The sequence below is a fragment of the Comamonas sp. NyZ500 genome, from assembly GCF_016772095.1.
In the GTDB taxonomy this organism is placed as follows: domain Bacteria; phylum Pseudomonadota; class Gammaproteobacteria; order Burkholderiales; family Burkholderiaceae_C; genus Comamonas; species Comamonas thiooxydans.
The window spans coordinates 447,612-470,701 of record NZ_JAEIJE010000002.1; the positions used below are offsets into that span (position 1 = coordinate 447,612).

Genomic DNA, 23,090 nt, shown 5'->3' on the forward strand with positions numbered 1-23,090 from the left:
CCTTGCGCATCGGCATGCAGACGCATCACGCGCCCGTGCATGACGATGCTGTGTCGGATGCTCCGCGACAGGCATTCGATGCTTTGGGCAATCCGGTGGAAGTCACCTTCCCGCCGGATCTGCACGATACCTACCACCTGAGACTCAAGGCCTTGCTGCTGACGGTCTGGGTGGTATTTTCATTTGGCATCTGCTACTTTGCGCGCGATATCCAGGCGCTGGTGCCCGACTGGCCCGTGGCCTACTGGATGGCGGCCCAAGGGGCGGTCCTGATGTTCCTGCTCATCATCGTGGTCTATTGTGTGGCCATGGATTATTTTGAACGCCAGCAGGCGCGTGACGAGGCGCGCAAAGCGGCTGAGGCTCACGACGCCTCCTCTGCCGCTTCCGATCTTCATGCCTGAGCGGCCAGTTCTGAGCCGTGCCTATCACTGGCGGCTGCATCGCATCCTGTTTCTCTATGTGCTGGGAACGGCAGGCTTTCTGCTGACCATGCTCTGGGCCGAGGAGCGCGGGCTCTCTCGCCACTGGATCGGCCCCATCTTCCTGTTCTCCACGGTGATGGTGTACGCGGCCATCGGCGTGTATTCGCGCACCAGCGATGCCGAGGAGTATTTCGTCGCCGGCCGGCGCATTCCGCCTTTCTACAACGGCATGGCGGCCGCTGCCGACTGGATGAGCGCAGCCTCCTTCATCAGCCTCTCCGGTGCGCTTTATCTGCAAGGCTTTTCGGGAACCGGCACGCAGCCCGGCGGACTGGCCTATGTCCTGGGATGGACGGGCGGGTTCTGTCTGGTCGGCATGCTGATTGCACCCTATCTGCGGGCCATGAATCTCTATACCGTGCCGGATTTCTTTCAGGCGCGCTATGGCGGACGTTGGCCGCGCATTATTGCTGCGCTGGCGGCCATCACCTGTTCCTTCACCTATGTGGTGGCGCAGATCTATGGCGTGGGCCTGATTGCTGCGCGACTGACCGGCGTGCAGTTCGAGATCGGCATAATGCTGGGGCTGGGCGGCGTGCTGCTGTGCTCGTTCCTCGGCGGCATGCGGGCGATCACCTGGACCCAGGTGGCGCAATATGTGGTGATCCTGCTGGCCTTCATGCTGCCTGTCTCCTGGCTGGCCTACAAACAGCTGGGCAACCCCTGGGCGCAGCTGGCCTATAGCCAGCAACTGGGCAAGATCGGCGCCATGGAGCAGCAGTTGCTTTCCTCAGAGGCCGAGCAGTCGGTGCTGGAGGCCTATCGCACCCGTGCTCAGGTGCTGCAGGCCAAGCTGCGCGATGTGCCCAATGTGCTGGCGGCCGAACGCCAGGCATTGAGCGAGCATATCCGCGAGCTGCGCACCAGCAGCGGCAATATCGGCGCCATCATGGCTGCCAGCCGGGAGCTGGCCGCCATGCCCAAGGACGAGGCGGCGGCGCGCGAGCTCTGGAGTCGTGAGTTGCACGAGGCCTATGAGCGGGCCAAGCCGCTGGGCGGCATGCCGCTGCAAAGCCAGCCTTTCGCGGGGGATCCGGATGGCTCTCCGGCCGAGCGGCAGGCCTATGAGGAAAGTCGGCGCAATTTTCTGGCGCTGATGTTCTGCCTGATGGTCGGCACGGCCGGGCTGCCGCACTTGCTCACGCGCTATTTCACGGTTCCCTCGGTGTCTGCCGCACGTACCTCCGTGGCCTGGTCGCTGTTCTTCATCGGGTTGCTGTATCTGGGGGCGCCAGCCTTGGCCGTACTGGTGAAGTACGAGGTCATGAGCAATCTCGTTGGCACGCATTTCGATGCCTTGCCGAACTGGATAGCGCAGTGGTCAAGGGTGGACGCCTCGCTGCTGTCGGTGGAGGACATCAACGGCGATGGCATTTTGCAGTTCGCCGAAATCCGCATGGGGGCCGACCTCATCATGCTGGCTACTCCAGAACTCGGCGGCATGCCTTATGTGCTCTCCGGGCTGGTGGCTGCGGGCGGGCTGGCGGCGGCCCTGTCCACGGCCGACGGTCTGCTGCTGACCATCAGCAATGCCCTGGTGCGGGATCTCTATTTCCAGGAGCGCCAGCGCCTGGATACGCGCAAGCGCCGCATCTCGCCTGAACAGCGAGTGATTCTTTCCAAATTCGCATTGCTGCTGGTGGCCCTGTCGGCGGCGTTTGTGGCGGCGCGACGCTCTTCGGACATTCTTCCCATGGTCTCTGCCTCCTTCTCTCTGGCGGGCTCGGCTTTGGTGCCGGCCATGGTGCTGGGCATCTTCTGGCGTGGCACCACGCGTCGTGGTGCGGTGGCCGGCATGTTGCTGGGCCTGGCCGTGACGCTTTACTACATGGCCTCGCACGTTCCGGGCCTGCAAGGGGTGCTGCCATCGGTCCTCCGTGGCGAAGCGCTGTGGTGGGGTATTCAGCCCATCTCGGCCGGAGTGTTTGGCGTGCCGGTGGGCTTGGCCACCACATTGCTCGTCAGCTGGTGGGAGCAGCGGCGGGCGAGAGTTTGAAAAACTCTTGATTGGATGGCCTTCAGCGATCTTTTGGGTCGGGTTCGAGGCAGTTTTCTGCTGAATATCCGCCGTGAGCTGATCTGGAGCATGGGCGGACCAGGCTTGCAGGAAAACCCGCTTTTCAGCTCCAGCCATAACTGCCACTCTGCAGGGCGGGAAGCAATTCAATGCACAGAGGGCGGGGTCGATGTATCTAGTCAAAACACCCGAGGGCCAGCTGGCCTTCAAGGAGCGCCATGCCGATCTGAGCCAGCGGCTGCGCTCGGCCTTTTTGCTGTTTGACGGTCGTCGCAGTCTTATGCAGGTGCTGGAGGCGACCTCGGCGCTGGGGGTGAACAAGGATGATATTCTGGCGTTGGTCGGCAAGGGCTGGCTGGCCACAAGAGAGTCGTCCGCTGCGGCCGATGCAGCAGCACAGGCCCATGCATCTTCGCTCTCAAAGAGCAGTTCGGCATCGTTGGCAACTGCTGACGTCGACCCTGGCAGCGCCCAGAGGCGCTACCAGAGGGCCTATCCGATAGCGGTGTCCATCACGGGGGCTCTTGGGCTCAAGGGCTTCCGGCTGAATCTGGCGGTGGAGGCGGCCATGGGTTATGAGCAACTGGCAGCGCTGGCTCCGCGCATACGAGATGCTGCGGGTGACAAGGCCTATACGTCGTTGCACAGGGCGCTGTTTGAGGCGGATGAGACATAGGCACCATCTGTGCCGAGCCTCTCGCAAAGAAAAAAGCGGCTTCGGAGAGCCGCTTTTTTGATGATCCAGCCTGTTTTTAGACAGCCAGCAGTTCCACGTCAAACTTCAGCGTGGCGTTGGGCGGGATCACGCCACCGGCGCCGCGCGCGCCATAGCCCAGGGCGGCGGGGATCAGCAGCGTGCGCTGGCCGCCCACCTTCATGCCCTGCACGCCCTCGTCCCAACCCTTGATGACCATGCCGGCGCCCAGGGGAAAGACGAAAGGATCGTTGCGGTCCTTGCTGGAGTCGAACTTGGCGCCTTGCACGCCATTGTTGTAGAGCCAGCCGGTGTAGTGCACGGTCACGTTCTGACCGGCCTTGGCTTCGGCGCCTTCGCCCACGACGGTGTCTTCGTATTGCAGGCCGGAGGCAGTAGTGTTGAATGCCATGATGATTTCCTTTCAGCGCAAAGCAGAAAAAGGCGATGGAAAAAAGGGCCCGCCAAGCACGCTTGGGGCCCTTGGATGATAGTGGTGCACCCGCTTGCTGCCAGTCCCCCGGCCGCAACAGCGGCAAGGTTTACTTCTTGGCGCGCGCGGCAACCCAGCGGTTGGCAAAGGCTTGTACATCGGACAGACGCTTGAGCAGATCCTGCCCGGTCAGGGTGACGGTGTAGCCGTCGCTGCCATGCTCGAGCAGGCCGCACTCGCGCAGCTCCTTGATACGGGTGTTCAAGGTGTTGGGGGTGATGCCGCCCACACTGTCTTGCAGCAGTCGGAAGGTCTGGGGATGACCATCCCGCAAAGCCCACAGCACGCGCAGCGCATAGCGGCATTCGAGCTTCTCGAACAGCTGGTTGATGGCGGCGTTTTCCTTGGAGCTCATGGACGCTTCTCCTTGCGCAATGATGTTGTCGAGCTGGGCGCACTAGGCGCTTTCAGTGCCATGTCCAATGGACTATAGCGGTTAATTTATTTTGCTACAAGTTTAGTAGCTTCAAATCTTCGACTGCAACGCCTTGAAGTGATAAAGGCCACAAACAGCGCGCAAGTGTTGCGGGTCAGCCACGAATCTGAGAGAAGACTCGCTTGCTTCAGGGTTTGTAGCAATAGGGGCAGAACTGAAGCAGCCCTCGGGACGGGGTGGCAAGCCATGCCGGAAGTGTTAGTACTGGCTTAGGTGTTTCCGGGTGTAAAAATTGACTCTAGCCATTGATTTGTCAAAGCAAGCAGCTATAGAAATCATAGTTCCTGCTTTTGTGCCGGCATTTGCTTGAGTTGCACCAGCACCTGCAGCAGACGGTTGATCGGCGTGGCAATGCCCAGCGCCTGACCGCGCCGCACCACATAGCCGTTGAGATGGTCGATTTCCGTGGTCTTGCCGCGCGCCAGATCCTGGGCCGTGGAAGAGAGCTGTCGGGGCATGGTGCGCGCTATGGCCGCTACAGCCTCGTCCACGGAGGCCGGCAGCAGCACGCCGTCGGCCAGAGCTACGGCCTTGCATTCGGCGGCAATATCCTGCATGACGGCGGGTACGCCCTGCTGCGCGATCAGCCAGCCATAGGGCTGCTGGGTGAGGGCGGAGAGTGCGTTGTACACGCAGTTGATGATGAGTTTTTGCCAGAGTGCGGTCAGCACGCCGTCCGAGGTCTGGGTGGGGATGTTTGCTGCGCTGAACTGGAGTGCAATCTCGTCACCCTGCGGACAGGGGGCGATGAGCAGCTCGCCCCGGCCGAAGTGACGCACATGGCCTGGGCCGGCCATGGCGGTGGCGACATAAACCACGGCAGCAGCCACCGGCTGCTGCCCCAGTACCAGGCGCAGGCGCCGGTCGTTGTCCACGCCGTTCTGCAAGCTCAGTACCTGAGTGTGCGCTGCCAGGTGGGGTTTGATCTGTGCAGCCGCTGCTTCGGTGTCGGTGGATTTCACGCAGAACAGCACCACATCGGCGCCTGCCACGGCACTGGCTTCGGTGCTGGTGGTGATGGGGATGTTCAGATCTTCTGTCGCCGTCTGCAGTCGCAGCCCGTGCTGGCTGATGGCCTGCATATGCGATGCTCTACCGATCAGCGTGACCGGGTGGCCGGCGCGTGCCAGCAGAGCACCAAAGTAGCAGCCCACCGAGCCCGCACCCATGACGGCAATGGACAGGCGGGCGGAGGCGGCGGTGTGGTTGACCATGTTCATGAGGCTATCTCGCAAAGAGGCTCAGCTCTTGAGCTTGAGCAGATAGGTCATCAGCTGGGCAGTGGAGGTTTCGACCTCCAGAAATTCATGCAGTGCCTTGCCGGTTTGCCAGGAAGAGTTCCAATTATTGCTGACCAGGGCTTGCTTCCAGCTGTCCTGGTTGCTTGCATGGTCGATAGCAGCCAGCAGTTGCTGGGCGCGTTCTGCCGGCAGATTCTTGCCTGTAAAGACGGCACGCCAGTTCGACATTTCAGCATCCAGACCCTGGTCGCGCATGGAGGCAATGCCGAACATGGCACGGCGTGACGAAACACCGAGGGCGCGCAGTTTGCCCGCCTGCAAGGCTTCTCTGAACTCGCTGTAACCCGAGATTCCCACTTGCACCTGCTTTTGCAGCAGGGCCTGGAGCACATCGTTACCGCCGGCAAAGGGTTTGTATTGCAGTTGCTCCGCATTGGCCTTGGCCAGGCGGGCCAGCATGCCTGCGTACATATGGTCCACACCGCCTGCAGAGCCTCCGGCAATGGTCAGTGCCGGCAGGTTCTCGCGCATGGCCTTGGCCAGTGCCTTGGGGTTGGCAAGCGGCGAGTCGGTGGGCACGGCCACCACCAGATAGTCGCTGGTCAGGCGCGCCAGGGGCTGCACCTGCTGCAGCTCTGCTGACTTCTTGTTCAGTGCCAGGGCGCCGACCATGACCATGCCACCGATCAGCAGGCTGTTGGGGTCGCTGCCATAGCGTTTGGTGTACTCGGCCAAGCCTATGGTGCCGCCCTTGCCGCCGATGTTTTCATAAACGACCTTGTCCACCATGCCGCTGCTGGTCAGCACTGCGCCCAGGGCGCGGCCAGTCTGGTCCCAGCCGCCGCCGGGGTTGGCGGGGATCACGATACGCAGCTGCGTGCCAAGGCGCTGGGGCGGATTGGCGATGGCTGCAAAAGGTGTAGACAGCAAGGCAGCGCAATAGCTTAGCCAGTGGCGGCGTGTCAGGGCATTTTCCGAGTGGGGGGTATTCATGTCTGTCTCCGTTGTTATGTGTCTTTTGGTGTGTTTGGCCGCAAGCGAAGGCTTGCTGACCTGGGCTGCATGCGAAAAAGCCCCGACCTGGGCAGGTCGGGGCTTTGAGTAGCAGGGAGCCGGCGAGCCGGTTCCTCGGACTGACTTTACAGCGAGTCGATGAAGCTGCGCAGCTTGTCGGAGCGCGAAGGGTGCTTGAGTTTGCGCAGCGCCTTGGCTTCGATCTGACGGATGCGCTCGCGCGTCACGTCAAACTGCTTGCCAACTTCTTCCAGCGTATGGTCGGTGGACATTTCGATACCGAAGCGCATGCGCAGTACCTTGGCTTCGCGAGGCGTCAGGCCGTCGAGAATGTCCTTGACCACATCGCGCAGACCGGCCTGCATGGCGGCGTCGATAGGCGCCGTGTTGTTGCCGTCCTCGATGAAGTCGCCCAGGTGGGAATCGTCGTCGTCGCCGATGGGGGTTTCCATCGAGATCGGCTCCTTGGCGATCTTCATGATCTTGCGGATCTTGTCCTCGGGGATCTCCATCTTGGCTGCCAGGATGGACGCATCAGGCTCGAAACCAAACTCTTGCAAGTGCTGGCGCGAGATGCGGTTCATCTTGTTGATGGTCTCGATCATGTGCACGGGGATGCGGATCGTGCGGGCCTGGTCGGCGATGGAGCGCGTGATGGCCTGACGAATCCACCAGGTTGCATAGGTCGAGAACTTGTAGCCGCGACGATATTCGAACTTGTCCACGGCCTTCATCAGGCCGATATTGCCTTCCTGGATCAGGTCCAGGAATTGCAGACCGCGGTTGGTGTACTTCTTGGCGATGGAGATCACGAGACGCAGATTGGCCTCGATCATTTCCTTTTTGGCATCGCGGCTGGCGCGCTCGCCGCTGTTCATGCGCTTGTTGATGTGCTTGAGCTCTTCCAGAGGCACGACCACGCGGGCCTGCAGGTCGATCAGGTTCTGCTGCAGCTCCTGCACGGGCGGGATGTTGCGCTCCAGCACAGCGCTGTAGTTCTTGCCTGCCGCCACTTGCTTGATGACCCAGTCCAGGTTCAGCAGATTGGGCGGGAAGTCCTTGATGAACTGCTCCTGGGGCATGCCGCACTTGTCCACGATGATCTTGCGCAGCTCGCGTTCCTTCTTGCGCACGTCGTCCACCTGGGCGCGCACCAGATCGCAGAGCTTCTCGATCGTCTTGGCCGTGAAGCGAATGGTCATCAGCTCTTCGGTGATGGCCTTCTGCACCTTCATGTATGCCTCGGTGCCGTAGCCTTCCTTGTCATACACCTTGTGCATCTTGTCGAAGAGTTCGCGCATGGAGTCAAAGCGACCCAGGGCTTCGTTCTTCAGCTCTTCGAGCTTCTTGGTCAGAGCCTTGGAGCCGCCCTTGCCGTCGTCGTCGTCTTCTTCGTCGTATTCGTCGAAGTCTTCCTCGGCCACATAGTCGTCGTTCTCGTTGGCATTGACGAAGCCGTCCACCACGGTGGAGATGACAACCTTGCCTTCGCGGATCTCCTCGGCCATGTTGAGGATTTCGGCGATGGTTGCGGGGGAGGCCGAGATGGCTTCCATCATGTCCATCAGACCGCCTTCGATGCGCTTGGCGATTTCGATTTCGCCTTCGCGTGTCAGCAGTTCGACGGTGCCCATTTCACGCATGTACATGCGCACGGGGTCGGTGGTGCGACCGAATTCGGAGTCCACAGTGGACAGAGCCGCTTCGGCCTCTTCTTCCGCTTCTTCTTCGGTGGTGGCCGACTGGCCGGTGTTGTTCAGCAGCAGGGTTTCCGCATCGGGAGTCTGCTCGTATACGGCCACGCCCATGTCGTTCAACATGGAGATCACGACTTCCAGCGTTTCGGCATCGACCAGCTTGTCGGGCAGGTGGTCGTTGATTTCGGCGTGGGTCAGGTAGCCGCGGGTCTTGCCCAGCTTGATCAGCATCTTCAGACGCTGACGGCGGGTGTTCATTTCCTCTTCGGTCAGAACAGTCTCGTCCAGGCCGAATTCCTTCATCAAGGCGCGTTCCTTCGCCTTGCTGATCTTCATGCGCAGAGGCTTGGCCTTTTCGGCAGGAGCAGCAGACGCTTCGGTCGATGCCTCCTCTTCGACTTCGCCTTCCAGATCGCTGTCGATATCCGACAGGTCTGCATCATCCATGTCCTCGTCGGCCTCCTTGGCCTTGGGCTTGCGGCCGCGCTTGGCGGGAGCCTTGTCGGCATCGGCACTGGCAGCTGGGGCCTTGACGGCGGCAGCCTTCTTGGCAGCAGGGGCCTTTTTGGCGACAGTCTTCTTGGCGGCAGGAGCGGCAGCTGTGTCGTCGTCTTCTTCGGCCTTCTTGCGGCCGCGCTTGGGAGTTGCCTGCGCCAGCAGCGCATCGGCCATGGCTTTGAGTTCGGCTTGTGACTTGGTAACCACGGTGGTGTCTTTCTTTGCTTCGGCTGCAGATGCAGCACTCTTCTTCACAGCAGGCTTGCTGGCACTGGCCTTTTTCGCGGGCTCTGCTGCGGAAGTGGAAGTTTTAGAGGTCTTGGGCTTTGCTGAAGCTTCTGGGGCCTGCTTGGACTTCACGGACTTTGAAACGGGCATGAACACCTCTCACGGTACGAACACACACAAACACACAAAGGAAAACGGAAAATGCAAACAAACGCCATGAAAGCTGGCGCAAGAACAGGCCTAGCCTGTCCGGTGGAGCACAAAGACTCCATGGCAAGATGTTGGGGCGATCATTTGGTATGCAATCCTTGCGAGAAATGGGCCATGCAGTTGCTGCCATCACGTGATTTCTTCACGGTGCCCGGGTCGGAGGTGTTGCTGTCGCTCTTGCCTATATCCACTAAATTATACCTTTTTTAAAGATGTCAAGAGGTGGAGCTAATAATTACAGATAAATTTTTTCGCCGCTGTTGAAACTCAATGTAACGTCTTGCCGCGGTGGGGTCCGTAGCAATTTCCTTGAGGGCCTTGGCTTCTTCGCGCTTGAGATGATCCACCAGGATCAGATTGAGAGTGCCGCGCAACTCCTTGCGCAACTCGTCCACCTCGCCCTCGGGGTTGGCATGGGCGCCGCTCATGAGCTTTTGGGCCAGCGGCTCGCAGGGAGAGCCTTGCAATTGCTCGCGCAGCACTGCCCAGGAGCGCGGGCCGGATTCGGTGAACTGGGCCTCCAGCCAACGGAACAAGGGGGCATGGCTTTGGTTGCAGCGAGCCAGGGCATCGAAGTCCTCATGGGTCATCTCTTCCATGAACTCCATGTGACACATCAGCAGGCGTGCGGCCTGGTCTTCGCGGCTGACCGGCGTGGGGCGCGGGCCCAGCTGCGGCGGGTTCCAGTCCTCACCCTTCTTGCCCCAGGGTTTGCGCTGGCGGCCGAATTCCTTGCGGCCCGACCAGTTGCCACCGCTGCCCTGGCTCGGGTAGGAGGGAGCCGGTGCTGCGGCATCGGCCCAGTCGGGAGCGCTTTCCCAGTTGCCCGCAGGCGCATCCCATTCCGGTGCCTGAGGGCCGGGGGGCGCAGGCGCGCGGCGGGCAATGGGGGCGGTGCGTGCCGCCTCCTGCGCCCAGATATCGGAGAGGTCGCGCGAGTCCAGCTGAGCCAGGGCTGCGATTTCGGAGAGCAACTGGCGCTTGAGCGCGCCGTCGGGCAGCAGCGACCACAGCGGCCGGGCGTTGCTGGCCATATGGGCACGGCCTTCTGTCTGTCCCAGGTCGCAGCCTTCGCTGGCCGATTCGATGAGAAAGCGGCTCAGCGGCGTGGCATCGCCCACATAGCGCGAGAAGGCCTCGGGGCCGAATTCGCGGATGAAGCTGTCAGGGTCATGTTCCGAAGGCAGGAACAGGAATTTGATGGAGCGCGTGTCCGTCGCCAGTGGCAGGGCCGCATCCAGCGCCTTGCGGGCGGCGCGCCGCCCCGCCCCGTCACCGTCGAAGCTGAAGACCACGGCATCGGTGAATCGAAATAGCTTTTGCACATGCTCTGGCGTGCAGGCCGTCCCCAGCGTTGCCACGGCATTGGCAAAGCCCAGTTGGGCCAGTGCCACCACGTCCATATAGCCTTCTGTGACCAGGGCGTAGCCCATGTCGCGCAGGGCCTGCCGGGCCTCGTAAAGGCCGTAGAGTTCGCGGCCCTTGTGGAAGACCGGGGTTTCGGGCGAGTTCAGGTATTTGGGTTTTTCATCGCCGAACACCCGCCCGCCAAAGCCTATGCACTCGCCTTTGACATTGCGAATCGGGAACATGAGCCGGTCGCGGAAGCGGTCATAGCGGCGACTGTCGTCCTCGCCCACGATGACCAGCCCGCATTCTTCGAGCTGCGGGTTGTCGTACTCGGCAAATACGCTGGCCAGACCATGCCAGCCTGCAGGGGCATAGCCCAGGCCAAAGCGCTTGGAGACTTCGCCGGAGACGCCGCGCTTTTTCAGATACTCGATGGCTTTCGGAGCTGCCTTGAGCTGCTTGCGATAGGACTCGCCGGCTTTTTCCAGCAGATCACTCAGTGTTTCCGCCTTTTGCTTTTGCTGAGCCTGGCGCTGGCGCTCGGCAGGACTGATGTCGTCCTGCGGCACTTGCAGGCCGCATTGGTTGGCAAGCTCCTGCACGGCTTCGACAAAGCCCATGCCGGCATGCTCCATCAGAAAGCCGATGGCATTGCCATTCTTGCCACAGCCAAAGCAGTGAAAGAACTGCTTGCTGGGGCTGACGGTGAAGGAGGGCGACTTCTCGCTATGGAACGGGCATAAGCCCATGAAGTTGGCGCCGCCCTTTTTGAGCTGCACATAGCGGCCCACGATGTCGACCACGTCGACGCGGGATAGCAACTCTTGGATGAATGATTGGGGAATGGCCACCCGCGTATTCTGCCTTTTTCGGCAATGGCCGAGGGCGCGGCAGGAATGGAGCAGGCGGGCAAAAAAAAGCCTGCACCCATGGGTGCAGGCTCAGGTCTCCTGATGCCTGGGTCATTGCCAGGCTCTCCTCTAAAACGTCTCCTCCGCCACTCAGTCTTGAGGCTTGCGACCGGCTCCGTGCGGGCAGAGATGCCGGTCTTGCACTGCCGATGCAGGCAGTCATGTACTCAAAACATGTGCGCATTCTAAAAGCGATTCGAAGTCCTGGTGATTGGTCTGTCAGATAAATGATGTCTTATAGATGACTTGCATGAGTTGGCCCTGCCTGGGGAATGAGGGAATTTTTCAATAGGATTCCATGTGGTTGATTTCAAATGAATTTATCGATTTTCAGAAGCTGTTGAAAGTACTGTCTCGCTGAATGACCTTTTGCATTGCTCTGGTTTGTCTGCGCATGTCGCATGCCGGTTTGCCGGCGCGGTGCAGCCATTTCGGGCGCAACTGCTTGATCCCGATCACAACAAGCCTGCATGGCGCTCGGTTGTAAGCCTGGCGTGACGGATGCTGGAGTACAAAACGCTCAGGAGACAAACATGACAAGTTCTTTCGATCTGAACCTCGCCCCAAATACCGCCAACCATGCCGCGCTGACGCCGCTGAGCTTTATTGCCCGCACGGCCGAGGTCTACCCCGAGCGCCTGGCCATTGTTCACGGCGACCTGCGCCAGAGCTGGGCGCAAACCTATGCGCGTTGCCGTCAGCTGGCCAGCAGCCTGCAGAAAATCGGCATCGGCAAGAACGACACCGTGGCCGTAATGCTGCCCAATACGCCGCCCATGGTGGAGGCGCACTTTGGCGTGCCCATGGCCGGTGCCGTGCTCAACACGCTCAATACCCGGCTCGATGCCGAGACCCTGGCATTCATGCTGGATCACGGCGAAGCCAAGGCCTTGATCGTGGACCCCGAGTTCGCGCCTCTAATGACCAGGGCGCTCAAGCTGCGACAGAGCACCGTGCCCATTTATGTGATCCAGGTCGAAGACCCGGTTTACGGCGAAGCGGCCGAGCAGATCGGTGCCATCGACTACGAGAGCTTCGTGGCCCGGGGCGATGCCGGTTTCGACTGGCAGTTGCCCGGCGACGAATGGGATGCGATTGCGCTGAACTACACCAGCGGAACCACCGGGAACCCCAAGGGCGTGGTCTACCACCATCGCGGCGCGCACAACAACGCCATCAGCAATGTGCTGGAGTGGGACATGCCCAAACACGCCGTCTATCTGTGGACGCTGCCCATGTTCCACTGCAACGGCTGGTGCTTCCCCTGGACGGTGGCCGCACGCGCGGCGGTCAATGTCTGCCTGCGCCGGGTGGATGCACAGGCGATTTTTGACGCCATTCGCAACCATGGCGTGAGCCATTACTGCGGCGCGCCCATTGTGCACAGCCTGCTGGTGAATGCGCCGGCTGCCATGAAGCAGGGCGTGCCCGCCGGCGTCAAGGCCATGGTGGCAGGGGCCGCGCCACCCGCATCGATGATCGAGGGCATGGAGGCCATGGGCTTTGACATCACCCATGTCTACGGCCTGACCGAAACCTATGGCCCAGCCACGGTCTGCGCCAAGCATGAAAGCTGGAATGCGCTCGATATCGGCGAGCGCGCCCGCCTGAACTCGCGCCAGGGCGTGCGCTACCACCTGCAGCGCTCTGCGGCCGTGCTGGACCCCGAAACCATGCAGCCCGTGCCGCGCGACGGCCAGACCATGGGCGAGATCATGTTCCAGGGCAATATCGCCATGAAGGGCTATCTCAAGAACCCGCAGGCGACGCAGGAAGCCTTCCGCGGCGGCTGGTTCCACAGCGGCGACCTGGCCGTGCAGCATCCCGACGGCTATATCCAGATCAAGGACCGCAGCAAGGACATCATCATCTCGGGCGGCGAGAACATCTCGTCCATCGAAGTGGAGGATGTGCTCTACCGCCACCCCGCCGTGCTGGCTGCGGCCGTGGTGGCCAAGCCCGATCCCAAATGGGGCGAGACGCCCTGCGCCTTCATCGAGCTCAAAGCCGGAGCCGAGACTACGGCCGAAGACATCATTGCCCACTGCAAAAAGCATCTGGCCGGCTACAAGGTGCCGCGTGCCGTGGTCTTCGGCGAGCTGCCCAAGACCAGCACGGGCAAGATCCAGAAGTTCGAGCTGCGCAAGCAGGCAGGCTCGGCTTCCGCGATCTCGGTCTGAGATCCCGCAGTTGACTCCAAGGTCCGATGCCTTAGTTCTGTTGGCAGCGGGCTCTGGGTGTCTGCCGGTTCAGTAAATTTGATAGCTGCTAGCGCTTGTTATTCATAGAACTTGGATAGTTTTCAATATGAAATCTATGAATGGCAAGCGCAAGAAGCTCTGAATTGGATAGCGCCAACTGGGGCGGCGCGTCAGGCCAGCTCGGGCGGTATGCGCTGCCAGCCTTCGGGCGTCACACGCAGCACCTCGGCGCGACGCGTATCGGCATCGATATGCCAGTCGCTGAGCACGATGCGCCATTGGTCATTGCCCAGTGCGTGGTCGGCGGGCTGATGAGTGTGGCCGTGAATCAGCCAGGGCGCTTGCGCGGCCTGCATCCAGGTGGCACTCATCTGCGCGTCGGCATCCGCGTAGGGTGCGCCGCTTTGCTTGCGTTGCTCGCTTTCGCTGCGTGCCGATCTGCCGATCGCGCGGCGCATGGCCAGGGGCTGGGCCAGCAGTTGCTTCTGCCAGGCGGCGGAGCGCGAAACAGCACGAAATTGCTGGTAATCCACATCGTCAAGGCACAGCGCATCGCCATGGCTGAGCAGGATGCTGGTGCCTGCCCACCGCAGCACCGTGGGGTCGGAAAGGCCGGTCATGCCGCTTCGGCGCAGAAATTCGTCACCGGCCAGAAAGTCGCGGTTGCCGACCATGAAGAACAGCGGGCGCTGCTGCGCCGCCTCGCGCAGCACGGCAGCACATTCGGCTTCGAAGCTGCCGGGCTCATCGAGTGCATCGTCACCCACCCAGACTTCAAACAGATCGCCGAGGATAAAGATGGCGTCGGCCGTGCTGCGTGCCAGATAGCTGCGCCAGGCTTCAACCGTCTGCGGCTCCGAAGGCTGCAGATGCAGGTCGGAAATGAAGTCAAGCGTGCGCCAGTGGGACTCAGCCTGGAGCTGCGCGACTTGAGGAGCGGCAGTGCGTGGATCAGAAGATTCAGCCATGAATGAAAAGTGCGCAGCCTGAAAACAATAACGGCCTCACAAAGAGACGGCAAGCAAGGGCCGCCCCGCAGCGAGGCCGTCGTCCCGGCCGGGGGCGCCTTGCATCTGCGTCACTTGAGGCGCAGTCGCGTGGGAATCAGAATGAACGATGGATTCAGTCATTTGAACAAGTGAGGACTTGCGCAAACAAGAATGCAACAACAGCCTGCTTCCAGAGGCAGTCATCCTGCCTGAACCCGTTTTTGCGTAAGTCGTGAAGTAAGCGGTTCCTAAAACCACAACGGCCTCGTGCGAGAGACGGCAAGCAAGGGCCGCCCCGCAGCGAGGCCGTCGTCCCCCTCAGGGGGAAGCCGCAAAGCGGCTCAGGGGGATCAATTTACAGGGCCACGGCCTTGTCGATCACCACGGCGTCGAAAGGCACGTCGTCGTGGAAGCCCTTGCGAGTGGTGCGCACCTTCTTGATGGCGTCCACGACTTCTTCACCCTTGACCACCTTGCCGAACACGGCATAGCCCCAGCCCTGGCCGGTGGGGGCGGTGTGGTTCAGGAAGCCGTTGTCCACGGTGTTGATGAAGAACTGGGCGGTTGCGCTGTGAGGATCGCTGGTGCGAGCCATGGCAATCGTGTACTTGTCGTTCTTCAGGCCGTTCTTGGCTTCGTTCTCGATGGGAGCAGCAGTGTCCTTCTGCTTCATGTCGGCCGCAAAACCGCCGCCCTGGATCATGAAGTTCTTGATCACGCGGTGGAAGATGGTGCCGTTGTAGAAGCCCTGGTTCACATAGTTCAGGAAGTTCTCGGTGGACTTGGGCGCGTTCACGGCGTCCAGTTCCAGCGTGATCACGCCCTGGGTTGCGGTGTCAGCCACGTTGATGGTCACGTGCAGTTCGACTTGGGGATTGCTCATGTCTGTGCTTTCTAGAGGATGGAGTAAAGAGGCGGGCGCGGCCCGGCAGGTGCAGCGCCGCCGGGTTGTTTACTTGATTTCGGTGGCGGAAAGGATTGTTACCGGCGTCGTGGGCACATTCTGGTGCATGCCACGGTTGCCCGTAGCCACGGCGCGGATTTTGTCCACCACATCCATGCCCTTGACGACCTTGCCGAAGACGGCATAGCCATGGCCGTCGGGCTTGGGGGCGTTGAGCATGTCATTGTTCACCACATTGATGAAGAACTGCGAGGTGGCGGAATTGGGGTTGCCGGTGCGCGCCATGGCAATCGTGCCGCGGTCGTTCTTGAGGCCGTTGCTGGCTTCCAGCGGAATCGGGGCGCGTGTGGGCTTTTCGTTCAGATTGGTGTCCATGCCGCCGCCCTGGATCATGAAGCCGTCGATGACGCGGTGGAACACCGTGCCGTCATAGTGCTTGTCACGCACATACTGCAGAAAATTGGCCGCGCTCTTGGGGGCCTTGGCATCGTTGAGCTCGACCACGATATCGCCCATGCTGGTCTTGAGCTGCACCTTGGATTGCGCCTGGGCCAGGCCGGGGATGGCAAAAACAGTGGCTGTCAGCGCAATGGCAGACAGGGCCTTGAGGCTGTTTCGACGGAAATTCAGCATGGTCATATTCCTGGGTAAGTGGGCCTTGGGCAGGGCCGCAGGGATGGCGGCTGCGAAAAACAGGCTTGAGGCAGCTGAGGGCGCCGGCCGGCTTCATAAGAGGGCGGTGATTGAAAAAACGGTTCAGCGCTGTGCAGGCAGGGCCGGGGCAGGCGTGGCGAGAGAGGTCGCAGGCTGCAGCAAGTCCTTGAGCTGCTTGAGCTTGGGGTTCAGGGCTGCGGGGCGACCGCCCTTGGCCAGGGACTGCGCATAGGACTGATAGGCCAGGCGGGCATAGATATCGCCCAGGTTCTCGTGCGCCACGGCATAGTTCGGATTGTTGCGCACGGCGGCTTCGAGCGCGGCGCGGGCGCGATCCAGGTCACCCTGGCGTGCATAGATCACGGCCAGGTTGTTATAGGGCTCGGGCAGCTCGGGATAGTCCTCGGTCAGCTGGCGAAACGCTGCAATCGCGTCCTCGGTCTTGCCGTCATTGCTCAGCGCGATGCCGCGCAGAAAACGCATCTGCGGGTCGCGTGAATTCTTGGCTAGATAGGTGTCTGCTTTTTGCAGCGCCTGCTGTGTCTTGCCGCTCTTGAGCAACTGGGCAACATCCGTGTAATCGTCGGCGTAGGCGCTACCTGCAGCGAGCAAGGCAGCCAGGGCTGCCGCACGCGCTGCGGTACTGAACAAGTTGCGTACAGGCATGTAGGTGCTTTCATGGCGCCGCAAAACTGCGCTGCGGCGGGAGCTTATACTGCGGGGAATTGTAGCTGAGGGGTGTGCGGCGCTTAGGCGTCTGGCCGGACCGGGATGTGTCTGGATGCTAGTGCGCATTTTTCAGCCTCAGGGAATGGCAGGCATGGTTTATGCATCGCAGGCATGACCAGTGCTGCTGCTCGCCACCCTCTCTCCCTATTTCAAGATTCATGAGTTTGCGTATCTACAACACGCTGTCGCGTGCACTGGAATCGTTTTCGCCGCTTGAGCCGGGCCATGTGCGTATGTACGTCTGTGGCATGACGGTCTATGACCTCTGCCACCTGGGCCATGCACGCTCCATGGTGGCTTTCGACGTGGTGCAGCGCTGGCTGCGCGCCAGCGGCTACAAGGTGACCTATGTGCGCAACATCACCGACATCGATGACAAGATCATCAAGCGCGCGGTGGAAAACGGCGAGACCATACGCAGCCTGACCGATCGCATGATCGATGCGCTGCACCAGGACGCGGATGCGCTGAGCATCGAGCGCCCCACGCTGGAGCCGCGCGCCACCGAATACGTGCCGCAGATGCTGGGCATGATCGCCCGTTTGCAGGACAAGGGCCTGGCCTATCAGGCCGGCAACGGCGATGTGAACTACGCCGTGCGCAAGTTTCCGGGCTACGGCAAGCTCTCGGGCAAGTCGCTGGACGAGCTCAACGCCGGCGAGCGTGTGGCCGTGGCAGACGGCAAGCACGACCCGCTGGACTTTGTGTTGTGGAAGTCGGCCAAGGCCGACGAGCCGGCCGATGTGAGATGGCAGAGTCCGTTTGGCGAAGGTCGCCCCGGCTGGCATATCGAATGCTCGGCCATGGGTTGCGAGCTGCTGGGCGAGAGCTTCGACATCCATGGCGGCGGTGCGGATCTGCAGTTCCCCCACCACGAGAACGAGATTGCCCAGAGCGAAGGTGCGACCGGCAAGCCGTTCGCCCGGACCTGGATGCACAACGGCTTCATCAACGTGGACAACGAGAAGATGTCCAAGTCGCTGGGCAACTTCTTCACCATCCGCGACGTGCTCAAGGAGTACGACGCCGAGACCATCCGTTTCTTCGTCGTACGCAGTCACTACCGCAGCCCGCTGAACTATTCCAATGTGCATCTCGATGATGCGCGCGGTGCGCTCAAGCGCCTCTATACCGCGCTTGACCTGGTGACGCCTGCCGAAGTGCTGATCGACTGGAGCAATCCCTATGCCGCCCGCTTCAAGGCGGCGATGGACGAAGACTTCGGCACGCCCGAGGCCGTGGCCGTGCTGTTCGAGCTGGCCGCCGAGGTCAACCGCAGCAAGTCGCCCGAAGTGGCTGGCTTGCTCAAGGCTCTGGGGGCCTGCCTGGGCCTGCTGCAGGCCGAGCCGCAGAAGTTTCTGCAGGCTGGTGCCGAAGGGGTGGACGCGGCAGCGATCGAGGCGCAGATTGCCGCACGCGCAGAGGCCAAGGCTGCCAAGAACTGGGCCGAGGCCGACCGCATCCGCAAGGAGCTGCTTGATCAGGGCATCGTCCTCAAGGACTCGGCCGCGGGCACGACCTGGGAAGCGGCCGCCAAGGGCTGAGGCTGCATGCAATATTCCATCAACTGTGTGAGCAGTGCGGAGAGTCGTGCATGAGTGCGGCCAAGCATCTGGACACCATGGAGTTTGAACAGCTGCCGCTGGTGGCTGATCTGCCCGTGCCCATGGGGCCGGCTGCGCCTTTGCCTGTAGCGCCTTTGGGGGCCGCAGCCATTGCTCAGCCTGCGGGTACAACTGCAAAGCAGGCAGTTGCGTCCAAAGCGGCCGCTCCAAAGATCCATCTGGATTTGCCTGATGGCGTGCCCGCCTATTGGGCTGAGGCCTGTCGTCAGCTCATGCGCCGCGACCGTGTGCTCAAGCGCCTGATCCCGCAACTCGGCAGCCAGGCGCTGTTGCCTTGCGGGCAGGAGCAGGCCTTTGCCACCTTGGCCCGGTCCATCATCGGGCAGCAGATTTCGGCGAAGTCCGCCAAGACCTTGTGGAACAAGTTCGTCAGGCTGCCTGCTGCCATGCAGCCCGAGCAGGTGCTCAGGCTCAAGGTGGACGATATGCGTGCGGTGGGATTGTCGGCCCGCAAGGTGGACTATCTGGTCGATCTGGCTCTGCACTTCACCGAGAACCGTCTGCACATGGATGAATGGGCTCAGATGAGCGATGAAGTCATCATTGCCGAGCTGATGTCCATACGCGGCCTCAGCCGCTGGACGGCCGAGAATTTTCTGATTTACTGTCTGGGGCGGCCCAATGTGCTGCCTCTGGATGATGCCGGTTTGATACAGGGCATCTCTCTCAATCATTTTTCGGGCGATCCTGTCAGTCGCAGCGATGCCCGTGAAGTTGCCGAGGCTTGGAAACCGTGGTGTACGGTTGCAACTTGGTATATTTGGCGCTCGCTCGAGGCGCAGCCTGTGGCTTGATGACATCTGTCCACTGGCCGATTGCAAGGATTGCAACAGGCTGGCACAAGGAGAAATACGTTGGCGAAAAAGAACTTTCTGGATTTTGAGCAGCCCATTGCCGAACTCGAATCCAAAATCGAAGAACTGCGCTATGTGCAGACTGAAAGCGCAGTAGATATCTCGGAAGAGATCGATCAGCTCAGCAAGAAAAGCCTGCAGCTGACCAAGGACATCTACAGCGACCTGACCCCCTGGCAGATCACCAAGATCGCACGCCATACCGAGCGCCCCTATACGCTCGACTATGTGCGCGAGTGCTTTACCGACTTTGTCGAAATGCACGGCGACCGCCACTTTGCGGATGACCAGTCCATCATCGGTGGCCTGGCGCGCTTCAACGGCCAGCCCTGCATGGTGATCGGTCATCAAAAGGGCCGCGATACCAAGGAGCGTACGCTGCGCAACTTCGGCATGACGCGTCCCGAGGGCTATCGCAAGGCCTTGCGTCTGATGAAGACGGCCGAGAAGTTCAAGCTGCCCGTGTTCACTTTCGTGGACACGCCCGGCGCCTTCCCCGGCATCGATGCCGAGGAGCGTGGCCAGTCCGAGGCCATCGGTCGCAACATCTACGAAATGGCTCAGCTGCAGACCCCCATCATCACCACCATCATCGGTGAAGGTGGCTCGGGCGGTGCGCTGGCGATTGCCGTGGCCGACCAGGTGCTGATGCTGCAGTACTCCGTGTACTCGGTGATCAGTCCCGAAGGCTGCGCTTCCATTCTGTGGAAGACCGGCGAAAAGGCCCAGGAAGCAGCGGACGCCATGGGCATCACTGCTCACCGCCTCAAGGCGCTGGGTCTGGTGGACAAGATCGTCAACGAGCCTGTGGGCGGTGCTCACCGCGATCACAAGCAAATGGGGGCCTTCCTCAAGCGTGCGTTGGGCGATGCCTATCGCCAGTTGACCGATCTCAAGCCCAAGGAGCTGCAGGATCGTCGCTACGACCGCATTCAGAGCTATGGCAAGTTTGCCGACACCAAGGCTGACAACCGCTGATCCAGCGGGCTTGATGCTGCTTGCGCACAATGGCTCCTTCGGGAGCCATTTGTTTTTGCCGAAAGGCTTTGAGTGAAGTGTGTTTCTAGCCCTTTTGGGGTAAGCGCTAGCTGCTATTGAATTGGAAATAGGGAGTCTGTTGTTCATGCAAGCCCAGTCAGATGCTGACTTGTTGCGGGCCTCGGCTGCTCGGGTGGATGCAGCGATGGCGGCATTCGAGCCGCCGCTGCCACTGGCCGTGGCCTTTAGCGGCGGAGCCGATTCGTCGGCTCTGCTGCTGGCCTGCCATGCGCGCTGGCCGGGGCGGGTGAGGGCGATTCATGTGCACCACGGTTTGCAGGCGGCGGCTGATGAATTTCAGCGGCACTGTGAGCAACTGTGTGCCCGGCACGGCATTGCCCTCAAGGTCTGCGCCATCGATGCGCGCAATGTGCAAGGCCAAAGCCCCGAAGATGCGGCGCGCCAGGGGCGTTATGCGGCCTTGATTCAGGCGGCCCGGCAGCCTTGGCTCGATGCGCAGGGCGCTGCGCTGGATGCGGTGCGCTCCATGGCGCTGGCTCAGCATGCCGACGATCAGGTCGAGACCTTGCTGCTGGCGCTCTCGCGCGGTGCCGGTGTGGCCGGTCTGGCGGCCATGCCAGGGCATTGGCAAAGAGCAGGGCTGGAATGGTTCAGGCCCTTGCTGGAGGTGCCGGGGCAGGCGCTGCGCGACTGGCTGCGGCTCAGGAATTTGAGCTGGGTCGAGGATCCGACGAATGCCGATCCAGGCTACACGCGCAATCGCATCCGGGCTCAGTTGCTGCCGGTGCTGGAGCAGGTCTTTCCGCAGTTTCGCAGCACGTTTGCACGCAGCAGCGCCCATTGCGCCCAGGCGTCGCAGTTGCTGGATCAGCAGGCTGCGGCAGATCTGCTGCTGGTGGGGGTGCCGCCCGTCATCAAGGCATTGCAGGGTTTGAGCGAGCTGCGTCTGGGCAATGTCCTGCGTTATTGGTTGCGCACCGAGCATGGCACGACGCCGACGGCGGCCCAGCTTGCGCAGCTCATGGCGCAGCTCGGCGTTTGCACTACGCGAGGGCACCGCATCCACATCAAGGTGGGGCGAGGTTTTGTAGAGCGCCAGGGGGCAAGTCTCGGTTGGTACAATTCCTAGGTTTTGGTTTTTTTACCTGTACGAAAACCGCCGGCGCGCCAAAACCTTTGTGATCTGCGCCGTGGCTGCTGTTTCGTCACCCTTTAGTATCCAATGGCACTGATCGTTCATAAATACGGCGGCACCTCGATGGGCTCGACAGAGCGCATCCGCAACGTCGCCAAGCGTGTGGCCAAATGGGCTCGGGCAGGTCACCAGTTGGTGGTTGTGCCCAGCGCCATGAGTGGCGAAACCAACCGTTTGCTGGGTCTGGCCAGCGAACTGGCTCCCAGCCACGCCAAGAGTTCGTACTATCGTGAGCTTGATATGCTGGCCGCCACTGGCGAGCAGGCATCCTCGGCGCTGCTGGCCATTGCGCTGCAGGCCGAAGGCATGGAATCCGTCAGCTATGCGGGCTGGCAAGTGCCCGTGCGCACCGATAGCAGCTACACCAAGGCTCGCATCGAGTCCATCGACGACAAGCGCGTGCGCGCCGACCTCGAGGCAGGTCGTGTCGTGATCGTGACTGGCTTCCAGGGTATCGATCCCGAAGGCAATATCACCACGCTGGGACGTGGCGGCTCCGATACTTCGGCCGTGGCCGTGGCTGCCGCCCTGAAGGCTGCCGAATGCCTGATCTATACCGATGTGGATGGCGTCTACACCACCGATCCCCGTGTGGTGCCTGCTGCCAAGCGCCTGGGTACGGTGAGCTTTGAGGAAATGCTGGAAATGGCCAGCCTGGGCTCCAAGGTGCTGCAGATCCGTTCCGTGGAGTTTGCAGGCAAGTACAAGGTGCCCATGCGCGTGCTGTCGAGCTTCACGCCCTGGGATATCGATCTGGAAGAAGAAGCCAAGTCCGGCACGCTGATTACTTTTGAGGAAGACGAAAAAATGGAAAAGGCTGTCGTATCCGGCATCGCTTTCAACCGTGGCGAGGCCAAGATCTCCGTGCTGGGAGTGCCTGATACCCCCGGCGTGGCTGCTGCCATCCTGGGCCCCGTGGCTGATGCCAACATCGAAGTCGATGTGATCATCCAGAACATCTCCAAGGACGGCAAGACCGACTTCAGCTTCACCGTGAGTCAGGGCGACTACCAGCGTGCCATGGAACTGCTGCGTGAAAGCGTTGTTCCTGCACTGGGTGCTTCCGAAGTGGTGGGCAATCCCAATATCGCCAAGGTCAGCATCGTCGGCATCGGCATGCGCAGTCATGTGGGCGTGGCCTCCACCATGTTCCGTGCCCTGAGCAAGGAAGGTGTGAACATCCAGATGATCTCGACTTCCGAGATCAAGACTTCGGTCGTGATCGACGAGAAGTACCTGGAGCTGGCCGTGCGCTCCCTGCACACAGCCTTCGGTTTGGACAAAAGCGAATAATTTTCGCAACTTTCCAAAAACGAACAAAAAAGCTGTTTACAATAGCGTCATTCCGGAAACGTGACCGAGTGGCCGAAGGTGCTCCCCTGCTAAGGGAGTATGGGGTGTAGAGCCTCATCGAGGGTTCGAATCCCTCCGTTTCCGCCAAATCAAAGAAAAAGCCGCAAGGCTTTTTCTTTTTGTCAAGATCTTTTGGGTGTTGACAAAAAGTTTCAAACTTTGATTTGAGTCTGGTGAAAACAGGCTAGAATGCAAGGCTTCGCTGATCTCAGCAAGCAACAAGATTCAAGATCGGGTTTTCCGGTTTTGCACTCGGTTCCTTAAAAAAATACAGCCGATAAGCGTGGGCGTTTGAGGGCAAGCAGCCAGTTCT

The 23,090-nt window shown here is 60.9% G+C and carries 19 protein-coding genes and 1 tRNA gene; 10 read left to right on the top strand and 10 right to left on the bottom strand.

The window, feature by feature from the left end:
• Nucleotides 1-14: 14 nt before the first annotated feature.
• The 3 genes from JAO85_RS05635 (at nt 15) to JAO85_RS05645 (ending at nt 3,178) form a co-directional block, all read left to right on the top strand.
• On the top strand, nt 15-404 hold the full coding sequence (locus JAO85_RS05635; protein WP_034349047.1) for a DUF4212 domain-containing protein: 390 nt from the start codon (nt 15-17) through the stop codon (nt 402-404).
• Complete coding sequence (locus tag JAO85_RS05640) at nt 397-2,481, top strand: VC_2705 family sodium/solute symporter (protein ID WP_012837406.1); 2,085 nt, start codon at nt 397-399, stop codon at nt 2,479-2,481. Before JAO85_RS05635 ends, JAO85_RS05640 begins: the two co-directional genes overlap by 8 nt.
• 190 nt (nt 2,482-2,671) lie before the next feature.
• A complete protein-coding gene (locus tag JAO85_RS05645; protein ID WP_039049881.1) occupies nt 2,672-3,178 on the top strand; it encodes a hypothetical protein in 507 nt (168 codons plus the stop codon).
• Between the two features lie 76 nt (nt 3,179-3,254).
• Here JAO85_RS05645 and JAO85_RS05650 read toward each other — a convergent pair whose 3' ends face one another.
• The 6 genes from JAO85_RS05650 to dnaG all read right to left on the bottom strand — a co-directional run bounded on the left by JAO85_RS05650 (nt 3,255) and on the right by dnaG (nt 11,214).
• Nucleotides 3,255-3,608, bottom strand: a complete 354-nt coding sequence (locus tag JAO85_RS05650; protein WP_003070674.1) for an FKBP-type peptidyl-prolyl cis-trans isomerase — start codon at nt 3,606-3,608, stop codon at nt 3,255-3,257.
• Between the two features lie 130 nt (nt 3,609-3,738).
• Nucleotides 3,739-4,044, bottom strand: a complete 306-nt coding sequence (locus JAO85_RS05655; protein WP_003057624.1) for a helix-turn-helix domain-containing protein — start codon at nt 4,042-4,044, stop codon at nt 3,739-3,741.
• 356 nt (nt 4,045-4,400) lie between these two features.
• Entirely contained in the window at nt 4,401-5,345 is a 945-nt protein-coding gene (locus JAO85_RS05660) for a ketopantoate reductase family protein (protein WP_012837407.1), read from the bottom strand.
• Between the two features lie 21 nt (nt 5,346-5,366).
• Entirely contained in the window at nt 5,367-6,359 is a 993-nt protein-coding gene (locus JAO85_RS05665) for a tripartite tricarboxylate transporter substrate binding protein (RefSeq protein WP_012837408.1), read from the bottom strand.
• Nucleotides 6,360-6,505: 146 nt separating this feature from the next.
• Nucleotides 6,506-8,953 (bottom strand): RNA polymerase sigma factor RpoD, encoded by a 2,448-nt coding sequence (gene rpoD, locus JAO85_RS05670; protein WP_003076272.1) that lies wholly within the window; start codon nt 8,951-8,953, stop codon nt 6,506-6,508.
• 275 nt (nt 8,954-9,228) lie between these two features.
• Nucleotides 9,229-11,214 carry a DNA primase gene (dnaG, locus tag JAO85_RS05675; RefSeq protein WP_039049878.1) on the bottom strand — a complete coding sequence of 662 codons (1,986 nt, stop codon included), beginning with the start codon at nt 11,212-11,214 and terminating at the stop codon, nt 9,229-9,231.
• A gap of 593 nt (nt 11,215-11,807) precedes the next feature.
• Between dnaG and JAO85_RS05680 the strand changes: the two genes are divergently transcribed.
• Nucleotides 11,808-13,454: an acyl-CoA synthetase gene (locus JAO85_RS05680; RefSeq protein ID WP_202787649.1), complete on the top strand. Its 1,647-nt coding sequence runs from the start codon at nt 11,808-11,810 to the stop codon at nt 13,452-13,454.
• A gap of 191 nt (nt 13,455-13,645) precedes the next feature.
• Here JAO85_RS05680 and JAO85_RS05685 read toward each other — a convergent pair whose 3' ends face one another.
• The 4 genes from JAO85_RS05685 to JAO85_RS05700 form a co-directional block, all read right to left on the bottom strand.
• A complete protein-coding gene (locus JAO85_RS05685; protein WP_202787650.1) occupies nt 13,646-14,443 on the bottom strand; it encodes a UDP-2,3-diacylglucosamine diphosphatase in 798 nt (265 codons plus the stop codon).
• A 376-nt stretch (nt 14,444-14,819) separates the two neighbouring features.
• Nucleotides 14,820-15,347 (bottom strand): peptidylprolyl isomerase, encoded by a 528-nt coding sequence (locus JAO85_RS05690; protein WP_003070690.1) that lies wholly within the window; start codon nt 15,345-15,347, stop codon nt 14,820-14,822.
• 69 nt (nt 15,348-15,416) lie between these two features.
• Nucleotides 15,417-16,001: a peptidylprolyl isomerase gene (locus JAO85_RS05695; protein ID WP_003070692.1), complete on the bottom strand. Its 585-nt coding sequence runs from the start codon at nt 15,999-16,001 to the stop codon at nt 15,417-15,419.
• Nucleotides 16,002-16,124: 123 nt separating this feature from the next.
• Entirely contained in the window at nt 16,125-16,688 is a 564-nt protein-coding gene (locus JAO85_RS05700; protein ID WP_039049875.1) for a tetratricopeptide repeat protein, read from the bottom strand.
• Nucleotides 16,689-16,909: 221 nt separating this feature from the next.
• Here JAO85_RS05700 and cysS point away from each other — a divergent pair, with 221 nt between their 5' ends.
• The 6 genes from cysS (at nt 16,910) to JAO85_RS05730 (ending at nt 22,864) form a co-directional block, all read left to right on the top strand.
• Complete coding sequence (gene cysS, locus JAO85_RS05705) at nt 16,910-18,295, top strand: cysteine--tRNA ligase (RefSeq protein WP_039049874.1); 1,386 nt, start codon at nt 16,910-16,912, stop codon at nt 18,293-18,295.
• A gap of 50 nt (nt 18,296-18,345) precedes the next feature.
• The gene (locus tag JAO85_RS05710; RefSeq protein WP_039049873.1) at nt 18,346-19,170 is read left to right on the top strand and encodes a DNA-3-methyladenine glycosylase; all 825 of its coding nucleotides are present in this window, start codon (nt 18,346-18,348) and stop codon (nt 19,168-19,170) included.
• A 60-nt stretch (nt 19,171-19,230) separates the two neighbouring features.
• Entirely contained in the window at nt 19,231-20,208 is a 978-nt protein-coding gene (locus JAO85_RS05715; RefSeq protein WP_003057594.1) for an acetyl-CoA carboxylase carboxyltransferase subunit alpha, read from the top strand.
• 139 nt (nt 20,209-20,347) lie between these two features.
• Nucleotides 20,348-21,358 (top strand): tRNA lysidine(34) synthetase TilS, encoded by a 1,011-nt coding sequence (gene tilS / locus JAO85_RS05720; RefSeq protein ID WP_080771230.1) that lies wholly within the window; start codon nt 20,348-20,350, stop codon nt 21,356-21,358.
• A 93-nt stretch (nt 21,359-21,451) separates the two neighbouring features.
• Nucleotides 21,452-22,717 (top strand): aspartate kinase, encoded by a 1,266-nt coding sequence (locus JAO85_RS05725; protein ID WP_003057587.1) that lies wholly within the window; start codon nt 21,452-21,454, stop codon nt 22,715-22,717.
• 54 nt (nt 22,718-22,771) lie between these two features.
• Nucleotides 22,772-22,864, top strand: a tRNA-Ser gene (locus JAO85_RS05730).
• The last annotated feature ends 226 nt before the right edge of the window (nt 22,865-23,090 follow it).